Annotated in this window: 15 protein-coding genes; 8 read left to right on the forward strand and 7 right to left on the reverse strand. The window is 61.5% G+C overall.

What is annotated here, in order from left to right:
• Positions 1–308: 308 nt before the first annotated feature.
• From KVG91_RS19550 to KVG91_RS19560, 3 genes are all read right to left on the reverse strand, one after another.
• Positions 309–2,795 carry a TonB-dependent siderophore receptor gene (locus KVG91_RS19550; protein ID WP_169374619.1) on the reverse strand — a complete coding sequence of 829 codons (2,487 nt, stop codon included), beginning with the start codon at positions 2,793–2,795 and terminating at the stop codon, positions 309–311.
• Between the two features lie 106 nt (positions 2,796–2,901).
• Complete coding sequence (locus KVG91_RS19555; protein ID WP_169374618.1) at positions 2,902–3,852, reverse strand: FecR domain-containing protein; 951 nt, start codon at positions 3,850–3,852, stop codon at positions 2,902–2,904.
• Complete coding sequence (locus tag KVG91_RS19560) at positions 3,839–4,354, reverse strand: sigma-70 family RNA polymerase sigma factor (RefSeq protein WP_169374617.1); 516 nt, start codon at positions 4,352–4,354, stop codon at positions 3,839–3,841. Before KVG91_RS19560 ends, KVG91_RS19555 begins: the two co-directional genes overlap by 14 nt.
• A gap of 159 nt (positions 4,355–4,513) precedes the next feature.
• On the opposite strand from KVG91_RS19560, the gene KVG91_RS19565 reads away from it, so the two are divergent.
• Positions 4,514–5,143, forward strand: a complete 630-nt coding sequence (locus KVG91_RS19565; protein WP_169374616.1) for a LysE family translocator — start codon at positions 4,514–4,516, stop codon at positions 5,141–5,143.
• Positions 5,144–5,303: 160 nt separating this feature from the next.
• On the opposite strand, the gene inhA is transcribed toward KVG91_RS19565, so the two are convergent.
• A complete protein-coding gene (gene inhA / locus KVG91_RS19570) occupies positions 5,304–5,984 on the reverse strand; it encodes an isonitrile hydratase (protein WP_169374615.1) in 681 nt (226 codons plus the stop codon).
• 91 nt (positions 5,985–6,075) lie between these two features.
• Between inhA and KVG91_RS19575 the strand changes: the two genes are divergently transcribed.
• Entirely contained in the window at positions 6,076–7,044 is a 969-nt protein-coding gene (locus KVG91_RS19575; protein WP_169374614.1) for a GlxA family transcriptional regulator, read from the forward strand.
• 110 nt (positions 7,045–7,154) lie between these two features.
• Positions 7,155–9,365, forward strand: a complete 2,211-nt coding sequence (locus KVG91_RS19580) for an ATP-binding protein (RefSeq protein WP_169374613.1) — start codon at positions 7,155–7,157, stop codon at positions 9,363–9,365.
• Here the strand turns inward: KVG91_RS19580 and KVG91_RS19585 are convergent.
• The 3 genes from KVG91_RS19585 to KVG91_RS19595 all read right to left on the reverse strand — a co-directional run bounded on the left by KVG91_RS19585 (position 9,362) and on the right by KVG91_RS19595 (position 13,013).
• A complete protein-coding gene (locus KVG91_RS19585; RefSeq protein ID WP_169374612.1) occupies positions 9,362–10,267 on the reverse strand; it encodes an alpha/beta fold hydrolase in 906 nt (301 codons plus the stop codon). The two genes, KVG91_RS19580 and KVG91_RS19585, sit on opposite strands and share 4 nt — an antisense overlap.
• 129 nt (positions 10,268–10,396) lie before the next feature.
• Positions 10,397–12,220, reverse strand: coding sequence for a glycoside hydrolase family 15 protein (locus KVG91_RS19590; protein WP_169374611.1), 1,824 nt, complete (start codon positions 12,218–12,220; stop codon positions 10,397–10,399).
• Positions 12,213–13,013: a glucose 1-dehydrogenase gene (locus tag KVG91_RS19595; protein WP_169374610.1), complete on the reverse strand. Its 801-nt coding sequence runs from the start codon at positions 13,011–13,013 to the stop codon at positions 12,213–12,215. Before KVG91_RS19595 ends, KVG91_RS19590 begins: the two co-directional genes overlap by 8 nt.
• A gap of 254 nt (positions 13,014–13,267) precedes the next feature.
• Between KVG91_RS19595 and KVG91_RS19600 the strand changes: the two genes are divergently transcribed.
• Genes KVG91_RS19600 through KVG91_RS19620 form a run of 5 tightly spaced genes read left to right on the forward strand, consistent with a single transcriptional unit; the run spans position 13,268 to position 17,809 of the window.
• Entirely contained in the window at positions 13,268–13,966 is a 699-nt protein-coding gene (locus KVG91_RS19600; RefSeq protein WP_169374609.1) for an HAD family hydrolase, read from the forward strand.
• A gap of 25 nt (positions 13,967–13,991) precedes the next feature.
• Positions 13,992–15,215, forward strand: a complete 1,224-nt coding sequence (locus KVG91_RS19605) for a transaldolase family protein (protein ID WP_169374608.1) — start codon at positions 13,992–13,994, stop codon at positions 15,213–15,215.
• Complete coding sequence (locus KVG91_RS19610; RefSeq protein WP_169374607.1) at positions 15,212–15,940, forward strand: sulfotransferase-like domain-containing protein; 729 nt, start codon at positions 15,212–15,214, stop codon at positions 15,938–15,940. The genes KVG91_RS19605 and KVG91_RS19610 overlap by 4 nt, the downstream gene beginning before the upstream one ends.
• A gap of 10 nt (positions 15,941–15,950) precedes the next feature.
• Positions 15,951–16,676: an SDR family oxidoreductase gene (locus KVG91_RS19615; protein ID WP_169374606.1), complete on the forward strand. Its 726-nt coding sequence runs from the start codon at positions 15,951–15,953 to the stop codon at positions 16,674–16,676.
• The gene (locus KVG91_RS19620; RefSeq protein WP_169374605.1) at positions 16,673–17,809 is read left to right on the forward strand and encodes an SDR family oxidoreductase; all 1,137 of its coding nucleotides are present in this window, start codon (positions 16,673–16,675) and stop codon (positions 17,807–17,809) included. The genes KVG91_RS19615 and KVG91_RS19620 overlap by 4 nt, the downstream gene beginning before the upstream one ends.
• Positions 17,810–17,816: the final 7 nt, after the last annotated feature.

The following is a 17,816-nucleotide window of genomic DNA, read 5'->3' on the forward strand; positions in this document are numbered from 1 at the left end:
ACAGCTATCCATTTGAAGGGATTTTGCGGAGGGCGTGACTAAAGGAGTGTCTGCTGTCTGCGATCAGTCAACAAATTGACTGGGGTGCGCAAGCGGCATGGTAGAAAGGTTTCGCGGTGTTTTATGCGGCATTTTATTGACATTCCTTGTCCGAACACTCGGTAGTGGGGTGTGTTTTTGAGTGTAGGAACAAATGTGAGATTTTTCCTGCTTAAAGATGAAACCTTTTTTAAAAGCGCGCTGGAAAATGGCGCGGGAAAGGGCGGCAGTGTCGCACTAAGTGCCCTGCCGCCGGGGGTTTCGCTTGATCAGAAGTTGCCTTTCAAACTCACCGTAAAATTACGCGGTTCACCGTAGAAGTTGCCCCAGGCAGCGGTGCCTACCGTGTTGTAATAACTTTTATCGAACAGATTGTTGCCGTTGAGCGACACACTCCAGGTGTCATCCATGCGGTACGCCACGCGTGCACTCCACGTCGCGTAGCCGGCCTGTTCCAGCTTGATGGTCTGCACGCGATAGTTGCTGCTTTGCGCGTTGACCCCGGCGCCTACGCTCCATTTCGACAGCGCACCGTCGAGCTGATAATCACCCCACAAGCGCAGCATGTGCCGAGGCACGTAAGTGTTGGAAACGCCGCCTTTCTTGGTGCTGTCCTGGTTGTTCAGGGATCGTGTCTGGGTGTAGGTGTAGCCGCCGAACAACTGCAGGTTATTGAGCACTTCACCGCTGATTTCGGCCTCCACGCCTTGGGCGCGCACCTTGCCTTTGTCGGTGTAGCAATAGCCATCGGCGGAGGTCGGGCAGAAACTCAGGAAGTCGGTTTCGGCGCCGTTTTTCTCGATGGCGCGAAACAATGCCAGGGAGCTGTTGAGGCGTCCGTCGAACCATTCGCCCTTGATCCCCAGCTCGTAGTTATCGCCGATCTTCGGTTTGAGCGCCGCTCCATCGGCGGTGGCGTAGGCGCTTTGCGGCTGGAAGATATCCGCATAGCTGGCGTACACCGACCAGTGTTCGTTGAGGTCGTAGATCAGCGCAGCGAAGGGTGTGACTTCGCCTGTTTCCCGGGTCCGCGCGTCTTGTGGGGCCCATTCGCCCCAAGCCAGATTGTTGGACTGGCGCCGGTTCTCGTACCAGCTCACACGGCTGCCGACGATGAACATCAATGGCTCGGCCAGGCGCAGGCGCAACGTGGCGTAGGTGCCGTATTGGGTAGCGGTTTCCTTGACCGTGCCACCGCGGTACATGTTCGGCCAGAAGGTATCGTTGGCCGGTTCCGGGAAGTGGTGGTCGGGTTGGTAGATGCTCTGGCGCCTTGGCAGATTCTGGATTGCGTATACATCATCCTGTGTACCACGGCTGCCATTGGCGCCTAGGATCAGTTCGTGTTCCAGGCCAAAGGCTTCGAACTTGCCGTCCACGTAGGCGTCGAGGCCGAAGTCCTTGTGATCGTAGTCCATCAGCGCCGCGTAGGAGTTGGCCGTTGGCGCCGGATCGCCGTAGTTGATGGTGCCTTCGCTGGCGGCGTACTTGGTGTCTTGCAGGTTGCGGCTGTGTACCGCCGCCACCTTGAGTTTCCAGTCATCGTTGAAGTGGTGGGTAATGTCCGCGAAGAAGGTGGTGCGCCGGCTTTGCCAGTCATTCCAGGACTGGCCCAGGCAGGTCGAGCGACTGAGCTTGGCGCTTTTGCCGTCGGCGTAGCGCGGCAGGCCACCCCAGCAAGGCGTGGCGTCGACGTCTTCATAGCTGGCGCCAAAGCCCAGGGTGGTGTCCGGCGTCAGGTCGACATCGAGCGCGCCGTAGAATGCCCGGTCCTGGCGCTTGGCAATGTCCATGTAGGAGCCTCGGTCCTGCTGGCTGACCGCCGCGCGGCCACGTAGTGTGCCGCTGTCATTCAGCGGGCCGCCGGTGTCGAAGTCGGTGCGATAGTTGTCCCAGGTGCCGGCCGACAGTGACAGGCTGGTGGTGGGCTTGGCCTGTGGGCGCTTGCGCACGAAATTCACCGCGCCGCTGGCGGTGCCGGCACCCTTGAGCATGCCGGCGGCGCCTTTGAGTACTTCAACCCGATCATAAATCGCCATGTTTGCACTGAAGCTGTCGGCCTGGACGTAGTCCTTGCCCATGTCCAGGGGCACGCCGTCGTACTGGTACTGACCGAGCATCTTAAAGCCCCGGGAATAGAAATATTTGCCGCCCATGGGGGACTCGTAGGTGGTAATGCCGGGCGTGCGTTCCATTACGTCATCGATGGTGGTGACGTTCTGGTCGTCCATGAACTGGCGAGTCATCACACTCACTGATTGCGGGGTTTCCCGCAGGCTGTGTTCGCCCTTGCCGATGGTGACCGCGCCGGTGGTGTAGGACCCGGTGCCGTCGGTGGTCGCGCCCAGACGTTCGCCGCTGATCAGGGTGGCGCCCAGGTTCAGCGCGCTGGCGTCGGCCACTTGCGGCAATAACAACCAAGCGCCGTCGCCCTGGCGCTGGGCTTGCAGGCCCTGGCCGCGCAGCAGCTGCTCGAGTGCCTGCCGGGGATCGAGGCGGTCACTCAAGCCTGGGCTGGTTTTACCGGCGACGCTGGTAGCGTCGTACGAGAGGCTGATGCCGGCTTGGCGAGCGAATTGATCAAGGGCACTCGTCAGGGCACCAGCAGCAATGTTCCAATCGCGGGCCTGGGCGTCACTCGCCAGCGTTTCGGCCGGTGCGGCCACGGGGGCAACTGCGTAGCTCAGGCAGGCGCTGAGCAAGGCGGCTTGCACCGCACGCAGGAGGGGAGAACGGGAGAAGGGGAACGCTTGCATGACCGCGTGATGCTCCTGAAGGAAGTGGACAGAACCGGCCTGTTGATCGGCCTTTCCTTACAGGTCGAGCGGCAATGAGAATTCACCTCATTTATTTTTTGAAAAATCACACGCGGGGTGAAACCGTCACCCAATAGCGGCTGCGGTAAGTGACATTGACCTTGAGTGACTGCGCAACCAGGCCCAGCACTTGATCGGTGTCGTCCAATTGATAAGTGCCCGACACCCGCAATCCGGCTACCGCCTCGCTGCAACGCAGCAGGCCATTGCGATAGCGGCCCAGCTCGCTGAGGAAATCGTCCAGGCGCATGTTTTGCGCAGTGATCACGCCTTCGCTCCAGGCCCAGGGATCGAGGCCGTTGGCGACGGCCGGGCGAATGCCGCTGCGGTTGAACAGCACCTGTTCGCCGGGCTTGAGCACTTGGCGCGCATTGCTGGCATGGCTGCTGGTAAATACCGCCACTTCGCCTTGTTGCACCGCGAGGAGGGTGACTTGGGCTTCTTCGCGCACCAGCAAACGCGTGCCGAGCGCGCGCAGGTAACCGTCGCGGGTCTGCACCCAGAACGGCCGGTTGTCGGCACCGGTGCTCACCAGCATTTCACCCTGGCGCAACTGCACCAGACGCCGCTCGGACGTAAAGGCTGTGTCGAAGGCGCTGGCACTGTTGAGCAGGATCCGGCTGCCGTCGTCCAACGTCACCCAGCGCCGCTCGCCGGTCGCGGTGCGGTAGTCGGCCATCAGGGCGGGCAGGGGGGGGTAGTCGCGGCCGAGCCAGGTCAAGCCGGCGGCCCCGGCAAACAGGCCCAGCAGTTTCAAGCCTTCGCGACGGCTGATGCGTTGACGCGCCCCGCGCAGCGCATGTCGACCGACCTGGGCCGGCAACTGGCTGAAATCGTCATTCATCGTCGCCACCCGCTGCCATACCTGCTGGTGTTCGGCGCTGGTGTGCAGCCAGCGCTCGAACGCGGCGGTGCTGGCATCGTCGGCGACGTTGAAGCGTAGCGTGATCATCCACTGGATAGCCTGGTCCACCAGGCGCGGGTCAACTGTCGACATAACGTAACCGATAGCAGGCGTGCAGCGCCTTGGACAGGTCACGTTCCACCGTGGCCTTGGACACGCCGAGGCGCAGGGCGATCTGTGCGCAGGTCAGGCCGTCCAGTTGCGCCAGCAAAAAAGCTTCGCGCACCCGTGGCTTGAGCTGATCGAGCAGGCGGTCGATGCGCTCCAGGCTATCGAGGATCAGCAGCCGGATTTCTTCCGACGGTATTTCGACTTGCGGGAAATACGCGAGGCTCTCCAGGTAAGCGCGTTCCAGCTCACGGCGTCGGTATTGGTCGATCATCAGGCTGCGCGCGATGCTGCTCAGGTAGGCACGCGGCTGCTGCAAGGTCTGCTGCTTGCGCGCGTTGAGCAGGCGCACGAAGGTTTCCTGGGCCAGATCGGCAGCGTGCTCACGGCAACCGGTGCGCCGGCTCAACCAGCCGCGCAGCCAGGAGTGATGGGCGTGATACAGCTGGCCGATGGCGGCATGGTCCAGAGGGTGATCGCTCGACATGGGCATCCTGGCGCAGCAGTCTTAATTGATAATGTTTCGCATTCTAGACGCAGGCTGTAGCAATGAGCAATTACTCAGGGGCAATGTATCCAGCACAATTTTTTGTCCGTACAGCAGGGGCCGATTAATCTGCAGGCTTTCCCGGTGGATGGCTTGAGCATGATCGACCTTGCGACTCTGGCGGTTTTTTCCGGTGCGGTGCTGCTGTTGCTGTTATCCCCAGGGCCGAACATGGCCTTTGTCATCAGCCATGGCGTGACCCACGGCTGGCGCGGCGGCGTGGCGTCGGCCTTGGGTATCAGCGTGGCCGACGTGCTGTTGACGGCATTGACGGCCACCGGGGTGACGGCGTTGGTCGCCAGTTGGCCGCCGTCGTTCGACTTGATCCGTTATGCAGGCGTGGTGTACCTGCTGTGGCTGGTGTTCAAAACCTTGCAGAAAAAACCTGGAATGGACGCGGCGGGTGTCAACCGCGTGCCGTTGGGCCGCGTGTTCCTTCAAGCCATGCTCAACAGCCTGCTCAACCCCAAGGCATTGCTGTTTTTCGTGGTGTTTTTGCCACAGTTCGTGCGGCCCCAGGCAGGCTCCATCGCTGTGCAGTTGTTGCTGCTTGGGGGCGTGCTGACCTTGATCGCAATGGTGTTCCATGGGGTGCTGGGCGTGTTTGGCGGCGCACTCAGCCGTTTCTTTGCCAGGCGCTCAAACAGCGCCTGGTTGCAGAAGTGGGGCCTGGCGACGGTGCTGACTGTGTTGGCTGTGCGCCTGGCGCTGATGTCCCGCCCCGCCTGACAAGTCTGTAGTGAGCGGGCTTGCCCCGCGCTGGGGGGCGAAGCCGCCCCAAAAGCAGCCACCGGAGTTTCACCTGATACACCGCAGTGTCCCTTTCAGGGCGGCTTCGCCCCCCAGCGCGGGGCGAGCCCGCTCACTACAATAGTAGTGTCTTTAAGTATCAGCCCAGCCGTGCAGCCGCGCGTGCAACGATCTCACCGCGTACCCGACGCGAGTCGGCGGTGCGTTTATTGGCTTCTTCCAGCACATGCTGGGGCGCGGTGTCGGGGCGGCCCGAATTGAACGGTGGCGCAGGCGCATATTCAATCTGCAACTGCACCAGTTGCGCCGCCGCTTCGCTGTACAGCTCCGCCGCCAGGCTCAGGGCAAAATCGATGCCTGCGGTAATGCCGCCGCCGGTCAGCAGGTTGCCGTCACGCACCACGCGCTCCTGCACCGGGATCGCGCCGAGCGGGGCGAGCAGGTCGTGGTAGGCCCAATGGGTCGTCGCCTTGCGCCCGCGCAGCAAACCTGCGGCGCCCAGTACCAGCGAACCGGTGCACACCGACGTCACATAACGCGCGGTCTCAGCCTGGGCCTTGAGAAAGTCCAGGGTGAGCGGGTCTTCCATCAGCGCCCCGACGCCGGACCCACCGGGCACACAAATCACATCCAGGCGCGGGCAATCGGCAAAGCTCATGGTCGGGGTGAACACCAGGCCGGTACTGGAAGTGACCGGTTCCAGGTCTTTCCACACCAGATGCAACTTCACGTCCGGCAGCGAGCCCAGCACGTCATAGGGGCCGGTGAGGTCCAGTTGCTGGATGCCGGGGAACAACACAAAGCCAATCTGCAAGGTCATCTATAGCGCTCCGTCAAAGGGGGTGGACGGCTTCACTCTAGGGGCTTAGGCTTTGGCGAATACGCCATTGAGCCCACGAATCGCGCCAATCATGCCCAAAATTGTTCATGTACTCGTTTTCGATAACGCCCAGGTGCTCGATGTCACCGGGCCGTTGCAGGTGTTCGCCTCCACCAATGACTTGGCGCGCCAACGTGGCGAACCCTTGCCTTATGCCGTTTCGGTAATTGCCGCGCAAGCGCAGCCGGTGATGACCTCGTCCGGCCTGGCCCTGGTGGCCGAGCCGCTGCCTGCCGTCGATGCGCCGTGCGATACCCTGGTGATCGCCGGCGGCTGGGGGGTGTACGGCGCGGCTGAAGACCCGGCGCTGGTGGAGTGGGTGCGCGAAAAAGCCAGGCACACCCGGCGCATGGCTTCGGTGTGCACCGGTGCGTTCCTGCTGGCCGCCAGCGGCATGCTTGACGGCTGCCGCGTCGCCACCCACTGGACGCGTTGCGACGAACTGGCACGCAAGTTTCCTTCGTTGACGGTGGAGTCCAACCCGATCTTCATCCAGCAGGGCGCCGTCTGGACCTCCGCCGGTGTCACCGCAGGCATCGACCTGTGCCTGGCGTTGGTGGAGCAAGACCTGGGCCGCGCCGCAGCCCTGGAAGTGGCGCGGCACCTGGTGGTGTTTCTCAAGCGCCCCGGTGGCCAGTCGCAATTCAGCGTGACCCTGTCCCTGCAAAAAGATAACAGCCGCTTCGCAGAACTCCATGCCTGGATGGCGGAAAACCTGAGCCTGGATCTGAACATCCCGACCTTGGCCACCCAGGCCGGCATGAGCGAGCGCAGCTTTGTGCGCCACTACCGCGCCGAAACCGGCCAGACCCCCGCGCGAGCGGTCGAATTGATGCGCGTCGAAGCCGCGCGCCGGCAACTGGCTGACAGCACCGCGTCGATCAAGCGTATCGCCATGCAGTGCGGGTTCGGTTGCGAGGAAACCCTGCGCCGCAGCTTCCTTCGCGCCTTGGATGCCACGCCTCAGGCCTACCGCGAGCGCTTCTGCCACCCGGCTTGAACGAAAGCGTACACCATTGAAGCAAGGTGCTATGTTGGCCGACTATCTTGCGCAGTGATCGCCCCCGACTGCACCGTTTTTTCCTTCGCCCCCCCGGCGTAACCCTGCTCATGAAGCCAATGCCTGCGATCAGCGCCGATCCTCTGCGGGACGATTGCGCCAGCGAGCCTATCCACATTCCCGGTTCGATCCAGCCCCATGGATTGCTGCTGACGCTCAGTGAACCGGCGCTTGTGGTGTTGCAGGCCAGCACCAACGTCAATACCGAGCTGGGCCTGGGCGCCGCGTCGCTGTCCGGCCAGGCGCTGGGCAGCCTGATCGGCGCAGACGCCCTGGCGCAAGTGCGCCTGGCGTTGGCGGACCTGGATGCCGATGAAGACGAGTTGCATCAAGTGACGCTCAACGGCGACCTGTTCGACGCGTTGCTGCATCGCCACCAGGGCTTGCTGTTTCTCGAATTGGAGCGCGCCGTATCACCCCGGCATGCCGCTGCCTTGCACGTTGCGCGAACCCTGCGCCGCCTGCAGGCGGCAAAGAGCCTCGATGGGCTGTACCAGACCTGCGTCACCGAGATCCGCGCATTGACCGGCTACGACCGCGTCACCCTGTACCGCTTCGAACAGGAGGGTCACGGCAAGGTGATCGGTGAATCCCTGAGTGACGGCATGCAGCCTTACCTGGGCCTGTGTTTCCCGGCCTCGGATATCCCGCCCCAGGCCCGCGAGCTTTACCGGCTCAACTGGATCCGCGTGATTCCCGATGCGGCCTACGAGCCGGTACCGATCTTGCCCGCGCTGCGCCCCGATAACGGCCGCCCGCTCGATCTCAGCTTCGCGGTGCTGCGCAGCGTCTCGCCGGTGCACTGCCTTTATCTGAAAAACATGGGCGTGCGCTCATCCATGAGTATTTCCCTGCTCAAGGACGACCAGCTTTGGGGCCTGATCACCTGCGGTCACCGCGAGCCCTTGCGTGTACCCCATGAGTTGCGCACGGCCTGCAGCAGCATTGGCCAGTTGCTCTCGATGCAGATCACCTTGCTCCAGGAACAGGAAGCCCGTCGCCAGCAGCAGGAAAAAACCGTGATGATCGACGCGTTGGCCGGCGCCATGGCCGGGGACACGCTTGATGTGATGGAAAGCTTGCTCCCCCATGCGCAAACCCTGTTGGACCTGACTGCCGCCGATGGTTTGGCGATCCTGGTGGAGGAGCGCCTGCACTGCTTCGGAGCCTGCCCGACCGAGGTGCAAATCCGCGCCCTTTACCCCTGGGTGCAGCAGCAGGGCAAAGGCGTAGTGTCCAGTCATCAACTGGCTGTGGACTTCCCGGCGGCGGCAGCCTATCAGGCGATCGCCAGCGGCCTGTTGGCCATTCGCCTGCCTAAACCGGTGGACAATGCCGTGATGTGGTTTCGCCCCGAGCTCAAATCCACGGTGAACTGGAGTGGCCAACCCATCAAGCATCAGCAGGCCGGGGCCAGCACCTCAAGCCCGCGGCTGTCGTTTGAACTGTGGAAGCAGCAGGTCGATGGCAAGGCGCTGCAATGGTCTGCCTCCGTGCTGCAGGCGGTCGAGAGTCTGCGCCGCCATGCCCTGGAGCTTGACCTGGCGCGCCAGGTGCAGCGCGAGCATGCGGCCGTGCGTGCCCGTGATGAGCTGGTGGCGGTGGTCTCCCACGACCTGCGCAGCCCTTTGACTATCCTGCTGATGCAATGCGGCATGATGCGCAAGCTGGTGCCCGTCGACGACACCAAGGCCAACCTGCGTATGGCCACGGCCATTGAAACCATGCAGAACGCCACGTCGCGCATGAACACCTTGCTGGAAGACTTGATCGACATTTCGCGTATCGAGGCCGGGCGCTATCAGGTTGCCTTGCAGTCGCTGGAGGTGAACGCGACCCTCGACCAGTTGGGCTTGATGTGGCACCCGCTGGCGGCGGCCAAGGGCATCAACCTGACCTGGCGGGCCCAGCCGGGGCTGCGTGTCCAGGCCGACCCGGAGCGGCTGTTCCAGGTGTTTTCCAACCTGCTTGGCAATGCGCTGAAGTTTACAGACCTGGGCGGCGCGATCGAGGTGATCGCCCAGGCGGCGGACGGCGAAGTGCTGTTTCGCGTATGCGACAACGGCGTGGGCATCGACGCGGCGCAATTGCCCTACATTTTCGAACGCTACTGGACGTCCCGCGAAGGCAACCCCACCGGCAGCGGCCTGGGGTTGTATATTGCCCACGGGATTATCCAGGCCCATGGCGGCACGCTCTGGGCAGAGAGCGTGGCGGGGCAGGGCAGCGTGTTCAGCTTCAGGCTCGCGGCAGCGCCTTAAGCGCCGGCGAGCAATTCAAGGATCGCCGCCACGGTCACCTGCGGCGCTTCCTGAGGGATATTGTGGCCCACGCCAGGCAGGATCTGCCGCCGGTAAAAACCGCTGAAATGTTCCACGTCATCATCCACCTCGGGCGGCGGGCCCACGCCATCATCGGCTCCGCACAACGAAATGCTCGGTACCGAAATCACCGGCTGCAACGCCAGGGCCTGCTCGATGGCTTCCAGCGCCGGGTCGCCAGGCGCGTACATGAAGCGGTGACGATAGGAATGGATCACCACCGCGACAAAATCCGGGTTATCGAACGACGGCGCCGTCTGCGCATACAGCCCCGGCCCTTCGGCCCAGGACGGCGACCACAGCAACCACAGCAACCCACAGAGTTCGCGGCGGTTGGCGGTCAACCCGTCGACACCGCGCTGGGTATGAAAGTAGTACTGATACCACAAGCGATGTTCCGTCGCCGGCGCCCGTGGCTTGGGCGATTGAGCGATGTCCTGGATGTTGTAACCGTCTGCGGTCACCAACCCGCGCACCCGCTCAGGCCATAACGCCGCGACGATACAGGCGGCGCGCCCACCCCAGTCGTACCCGGCAAGGGTGGCCTGCGGGATCGCCAGTGCGTCCATGAACTCCAGCAAATCCTTGGCCAACGCCGCCTGCTGCCCGGAGCGCATCACCTGGGCATTGATAAAACGCGTCGGGCCGTAACCGCGCAGGTAGGGCACCAGCACCCGGTAACCACGCTCGGCCAGCACCGGCGCAATCGCGTCATAGGCGCGCGGGTCGTAGGGGAAGCCATGCAGCAGGATCACGTGCTCACCGTCGGTTGGGCCGTGGGCTTCATATGCCACGTCGAGCATGGAGGTGCGTACGTAAAGCAGCGGAGCGGTCAGGGTCATGGTGGGCACTTTCGGTTGGCCGATGGTTTTGAAACTCTACCGGAAACCCTGACGGGGCGTCGCGCATCAAACTGGGGCTTCTGTGGCGAGCGGGCGGTGCGACGATTCGACTTGCCCGCGATGGCGGCATCAGGGTTGCCAGGTCGTCTTCTGCCCGCTGAGCTTGCGGTCCAGAAACGTCGCCGCGCTGATCAACGCCAAGTGGCTCAACGCCTGGGGCGTGTTGCCCAGGTGGCGGGCCTGGCTGTCGAACTCTTCGGCATACAACCCCAGCGGGTTGGCATAGCGCAGCAGCTGTTCGAACTCCAGGTGAGCCTTCTCCACTTGCCCGGCGCGGGCCAGGCATTCGACGTACCAGAACGAACAGGCCGCAAATGCGCCTTCGGTGCCTTGCAGGCCATCGATCTGGCCCTCGTTGCGGTAGCGATAGACCATGCCGTCGCGCACCAGGTTTTTCTGGATGGCTTGCAAGGTCGACAGCCAGCGGGGGTCGGTCGCCGCGACGAAACGCACCAACGGCATCAGCAGCATCGAGCCGTCGAGCGCCGTGCTGCCGATGTACTGGACGAAATGCCCACGCTCTTCGTTCCAGAAGTTGCTCCAGATGTCGGCGTAGATCGCCTGGCGGGTCTGGTCCCAGCGCGCGAACGGCGCCGGCAGCGAGCGTTTGGACGCCAAGCGGATGGCGCGGTCCAGCGCGACCCAGCACATCAGGCGCGAATGCAAAAAATGGTGCTGCTCGCCGCGCATTTCCCAGATGCCCACATCCTGGGTATTCCAGATTTCACAGACCTGATCGACGACTTCCACGGTGTGTTTCCAACCCTCGTGGGAGATCGCTTCGCCGTACTTGTTGACCAGGTACACCGCGTCCATCAGCTCGCCGTAGATGTCCAACTGGACCTGGTCGTATGCTTCGTTGCCGATGCGCACGGGCCGGGCGCCGCCGTGGCCCTTGAAATGGTCAAGCTCGGTTTCAGGCAGCTCCTGGCGACCGTCGATGCCGTACAGGATATTGATCCGGGTCGGCTGGGCGCAGCAGTCGCTCACGCGCCCCCTGAGCCAGCGCATGTAGCTGTTGGCTTCTTCGACAAAACCCAGGCGCATGAAGGCGTAGACGGTGAACGAGGCGTCGCGGATCCAGGTGTAGCGGTAATCCCAGTTGCGTTCGCCGCCGGGCGCCTCGGGCAGGCCGAAGGTGGCGGCGGCGATGATCGCGCCGTGTTTGCGCGACGTCAGCAGTTTCAGCGCCAGGGCCGACCGGTTGACCATTTCGCGCCAACGCCCACGGTAGTTCGATTGCGCGATCCAGCCGCGCCAGAACTTCACGGTGTGCGCCAGCGCCAGGTCGGTACAGCCGCTGTCCACGCGTTGATCGTCCTGGCCGCCCAGGACGAACTCGGCACTTTCTTCCTCGTCCAGTGCAAAGCTCGCCACGGCAGCGCCATCCTTGACCTGCAACGGGTGGCTGCCAGAGAGGCGCAGGCCAGGTTGGCCTTCGGCACTGAAGCACACCGTGCCGTTGTCGAGGCTGGCCCGGGTAGGCGCGCGTGCATAGTCGTGCCGCACCGCGCAGCGCAGATGAAACCGGGCCTTGCCGCTGACGACCCGCACCCTGCGGATCAACAGCGGCAAGTCATCGATTTCTTCACTGACGGCCAGCAAGTCAGTGATCTCCACCACGGCTTCGTCGCTCAGCCAGCGGGTTTGCAGCACATTGGTGTCCGGCAGGTAGATCTGCTCGCGGCGCGCGTTGGGCAAGTCAGGGGTGAGTTGGAAAATGCCGGCCTCGGGGGTGTCCAGCAACGAACAGAAGATCGACGGGCTGTCGAATTCAGGCCAGCAGAAAAAGTCGATGCTGCCCTTATCATTGACCAGTGCGGCACTGCGCATGTCGCCGATAATGCCGTGGGCGTCGATGGCACTTTGTGGTTCGTTTTTCAAATCAACCATTGCCACGAAACTCCGGGTAAAGGCTCATGCCGCCGTCAATGAACAGCGTGCTGCCCACCACATAATCGGACGCATCGCTGGCCAGCCATACCACGGCGTTGGCCACGTCCTCCACATCGCCCACGCGTCCGTAGGGAATCAGCTTGAGCAGTTCCTGCTCCGCCGCCCCTTCGGTGGCCGCGCGATTGATCGCGGTGCGTATCGCTCCTGGCGCAATGCCGTTGATGCGGATGCGTTGTTCGCTGACTTCCTGGGCGAGGGTGCGCATCAGCATCTCCACGCCGCCTTTGGACGCCGCGTAATTGGCATGCCCGGCCCAGGGGATCAACTGGTGCACCGAACTCATGTGAATGATTTTGCCTGCCGCCCGCGATACGCCTTCGCGCACGCCTTGGCGATTAAAGATGCGCACAGCTTCGCGGGCACACAGGAACTGGCCGGTGAGGTTGACGCCGATCACCTTATTCCAGTCGTCCAGGCTCATGTCGACCAGGTTGGCGTCCTTTTGCAGGCCTGAGTTGGCCACCAGGATGTCCAGGTGGCCGAACGCATCCAGGGCCTGTGCAAACATCCGCTGCACATCAGCTTCCTGGGATACATCGGCGCCGATGGCAATTGCCCGGCCGCCGCTGGCATTGATCTGCGCAGCGAGGGCCTCGGCGGGTTCCGCCTTGGCGTTGTAGTTCAGCACCACCGCCGCGCCGGCCTGCGCCAGGGCCTTGGCCGCGCCGGCACCGATTCCGGAACTGGCGCCCGTCACCAGCGCCACTTGTTGCTCCAACGAGATATGCATTGCTCACCCAGCCTTAAATCCGTGAGTTCAAGTAGCTGACTGACGGCGCGCCAGGGAAGTTCAGCCGTGTGAAATCAGCGACTACAACCATGGTGGAAAATGGAATAACAGAACTATAAAAAAATAACCATAAGATACTAAAAAACCGCTCAAAAGCGTTTGACAGGCTTTTTCGCCCCGTGTCTTATAGGCACACCTCAACCCGCTCCGTTGGTAGTTCGGAAGTCATCGCGGGGCCACTATCCGAGATATGTATGTGCCTCTCTGCCGATATAAGGGAAGTGCCCGCTCAGGTAAAAGCAACTGCCAGTATGGGCGTGCCTAAGTTAGTCATCTTTGATTGCGACGGCGTCTTGGTACAAAGTGAAGAGATCACCTTGTCTGTGTTGATCGCCATGCTTAATACACAGGGCAATACCGTTCTGGATGCGACACGGTTTATCGAACATTTCCGTGGGCGAAAAATGGCTGAGTGTTTACGCGAGGCTGAGCAACTTTTAAATGTTTGCCTGGGTACTGACTTTGAACAGCGCTTTCGCGAGCAGGCATTAGTCGCGCTGACGCTCCAGTTAAAAGCCACTGATGGGATTATTGAAGTTTTGCATAGGCTGACAGTGCCCTATTGCGTCGCCTCCAGTGCACCGCGCGAAAAGATAGAACATTGCTTGCGCCTGGTCGGGCTGTTCTCTTATTTCGAAGGGCGAATATTCAGTTGTTATGAGCTGGGTCGTTGGAAACCTGATCCCTTAGTGTTTCTGATAGCGTGTGAGCAATACAACATTGAAGTGAGTGAAGCGCTGGTGATTGAGGACAGTGTTGCGGGTATTCAGGCTGCTGTTGCCGCCAAGATCCCTGTGCTGGGCCTGGGGCCACCGCATCGGCATCCGCAGTTGGCCGCCGCCGGCGCACTGCCGATTACCGATATACGTCAAATGCTGGCCATTTTTAATTGATTTAATGACTCAAGGAAGAGGCGCCGTGAAGACACCTGGATACATAGAGCGACTTAAGCGCAGCGATCCGGATTCGCAAGTGTGGTGGGATTCATCGCCAACGGTGTACTTGCCTTACAAACACCATCTGTTGGAAAAGTATCCGGCCGCGGCTTGTTATATAGACGCGTTGATGCCGGATGATTTCTGCGCGCCGCAGGGCTTATGCAGCGTGACCACCAATCCTCGGTTGGTGACGGCCGTCATCCTCGAAAAGCGCGAGTACTGGTCATCGCGTTTCAACCTGGCCAGCCTGTCTCCCAGTGAGTTGCGCAAGCAGTTGTACAACGAAGTCATCCTCGAAGGGGCTGCGACGCTCAAGTCGCGGTGGGTTCAATCAGCCCAGGCGCAAGGCTGGATCTCTGCCCAGGTCGACCCGGGGGACGTGCGCTGCACCGAGCGTATGACCGTCAGGGGCCTGGAACTGCAGCGCCTGGCGCCAAACGTGATGGTCAAGGTGCCGGGCAGCCTGGAGGGGTTGGCGACCGTCGAACATCTGGTGGCCCAGGGTGGTTCGGTGAATATCACCTTCTGCTTTACCGTCGCGCAGTTCCAGGCCGGCATCCAGGCCATAAAGCGTGGCATGGCAGCCGCGCGCAGCAAGGGTATCGACACCCAGCGCTGCCAATACGTGATCACCTTCATGATCGGGCGTTTCGCCTGCCAACCCGAGTTCGCGCTGCAGGCTGCGGAGCGTGGCCTGGCCTTGAGCGCCGACGAACTGCGCTGGGCCGAACTGATGGTCTATCAGCAGATCCAGGCTCTGGTGGCGGCTTCGCACGTGCCGGTCAACACCCTGCTTTCCAGCATAAAAGTCGATGTGGACGAACGAGGCAACAAGCGCTGCTGGCACTTGGAAAAGACTGGGCACACGGCGACTTACTACACCCTGACGCCGGATGTGGTGGAATTTCTGGTCGAGCGCGAAAGCCACGGCAAGCCGGTGATGCCTGCGCTGCAGGCCGAAAAACCGCCGGTCGCGACCTTCGCGAAGCTGATCCGCATCCCGTATTTCTACGAAGCCTACGTTGCCGACGGCATCGAGCCGTATGACTTCGGCAACCACGAAGCCTTTATCAACGCGTGCAATGAAGCCAACAGCGCGCACCGGCGCCTGGCGGACTACTGCGTGCGGCTGTGCCCGGTGACGACACCCTTCAAGCGCGCGCTCAACGCATTGCTCGCCGCCGAATTCGGGGTGATCGCATGAACCGGATGATCGGGTTGTGGGCCCACCCACGTTCGCGTTCCACCGTGCTGGAGCGTGTGTTCATCGAGCGCGGGGATTTTGAGGTGTTCCACGAGCCGTTTGCGCACATGGCATTTTCCAAGGATTCGGCGATTCCTTCGGATGAGTGGGATCACAGTTTGCCCACGACTTATCAGGGCATCAAAGAACATCTGCTGACGGCGCGGGAGCATTCAAACGTCTTTCACAAAGACATGTGTTACCACTGTTTGGATGATTTAAAAGTGGATACGGGCTTTCTTGCGCAACAGGATAATATTTTTCTTATTCGCGAGCCTGCCGGCAGTATTATTTCCCATCATCGGGTGCACCCCGATATGCCGTTACACGCGATCGGGCATAAAGCCTTGTATGACATATTTTGTGTGGTCACCAAACTCACTGGCAAAGTGCCTTATGTGATTAACGCCGATGATCTGGCCGCAGCGCCGGAACGAGTAATACGTAAACTCTGCGATCACTTGAGTATTGAGTTTCTTCCACAGGCCATGACGTGGAAACGTGAATGTCCAGCGCAATGGAAAACCTGGCGCAGTTGGCATGTGGACGCGGAAAACAGCGAACGAATTGTTGCGCCACCTGAGCGGCCCATCGACACCACGCTGTTAGAACGACATCCCAAGTTAAAAGCAATGTACGAATACCACCGGACTTTCTACGCGCGCATGAATGAATTCTGTCAATAAGGACTGTTGCATGAAGAAGCTGATTATCACCGGGGCGGCCAACGGCATTGGTCGAGCGACCGTCGAAAGGGCGATTCAACAAGGCTACTTTGTTATCGGTGCCGACAAGGATGTCGAGGGGCTTGAAACGTTGCAACGTCTCCATGGCGCTGATGTATTCGAGGCACAGAGTGCAGACTTTTCGGAGATGACCACTATCAAGGGTTTTATTACCTCACTGTATGAACGCCATGCCACTATTTACGGTTTGGTCAATAACGCCGGTATTTACCACGGCAAAAGTGTCTATGCCTATAACGATGAACAAATAGACGAGATTCTCAACGTCAACCTCAAGGCGCTGGTTTACCTGTCCAAGGACTTCGCCGAGCGGGAGATGCAGCACGAAGCGCCGCGCAGCATCGTCAATATCGCTTCGGTGGCCGGCGAAGTGGGCAGTTGCGATGCCCTCTACGGTGCGACCAAGGCGGCGGTGATCGGCCTGACCAAGGCCAACGCCTGGAACTTCGCGCCGTTCGTGCGGGTGAACGCGGTGTCCCCGGCGCTGATCCATGAAACCGCGATCTACGGCACCATCCCCGACTACCGGCGCGCCGAATACGCACGCCAGGAAGTCCTCAAGGACCCGATCCTGCCCAGCGCCGTGGCCGAGGTCATTTTGCTGCTGGTGGGCGACGCGCTGCGTCACCTCACCGGCAAGGTGATTCCGGTCGACAACGGAGCCTACCCGCGATGAGCCCGTCGATGCGCAAGAAAAAATTGCTGCTGGTGGGGGCCGGCAACCTGTGCCTGCAGATCCTTAAGATTCTCGGGCCGAAAAACGCTTTTGACTTCGTGGTGCTGGGTCGTGATGAAGAAACCACGATCCGGCTGTGCAACCTGGTAGCGCTGTCGTGTGCGCAACTGGGGCAGTTCATTGCGATTAAGCCGGTGATCGCCGACCTGACCGATATCGCCAAGGTGGCGCAGCGGCTGCGTGAAGAGGCGCCGGATATCCTGGTGAACTGCGCGTCGCTGCAGTCATGGCGAGTGATCACCGGGTTGCCCAAGCTGTCGTTCGAAAAGCTCGACCAGGCGCAGTTGGGCCCCTGGCTGCCGATGCACCTGACGTTGACGCATTGCCTGATGCAAGCGGTAAAGGCCTCCGGCATCACCAGCAAAACCGTCAACGCGGCGTTCCCCGATGCGGTCAATCCGATCCTGGGGCGCCTCGGCCTGGCGCCGGATATCGGCGTGGGCAATGTGGCCAACCTGATTCCTGCGGTGCGGTTTTCCATTGCGCGGTTGCTCGAATGTGCGCCCGCCGATGTGCAAGTGCAGCTTTACGCCCAGCATTATTTCAGCCACTACGTGCCGCGCGGTGGGCTGCCGCCGCGGGCCAGCTACCGCTTGTTATACGAGGTGCGCGGCCAGCAGACGGCGCCCCGACCGCCGGACGCGGCGATTTTCGCTACGGTCAAATCCGAGTTCCGCCGCCTGGGCGGGGTGGACGGGCAGTTTCTCACCGCGTGCTCCGCCGTCACGGTAATCGAAGGGCTGTTTTCACCGACGCCGGTGCTGGTGCATGCGCCAGGCCCTCTCGGGCTTCCGGGCGGGTATCCGGTGTGGCTGCACGACGGGCGCATCCAGGTGCAGTTCTCCGAGGCCTGCCCGCAGGACGAGGCGGTGCGCATCAACACCGTCTGCCAGAGCCAGGACGGCATCGACGCGATCCACTGTGACGGCTCCGTTACCTACAACCCGCAATGCATGGCCGTCATGCAGTCGATGCTGGGGTATTCCAAGAACACCATGGCTGTCGAGCAAGCCGCCGAGTTTGCCCGCGAGCTGGCGAGCAAGTACCGCTCTTTCAAGAATTCAACCTGGTAGGTGTGTG

The organism is Pseudomonas azadiae (assembly GCF_019145355.1).
Taxonomy (GTDB): domain Bacteria; phylum Pseudomonadota; class Gammaproteobacteria; order Pseudomonadales; family Pseudomonadaceae; genus Aquipseudomonas; species Aquipseudomonas azadiae.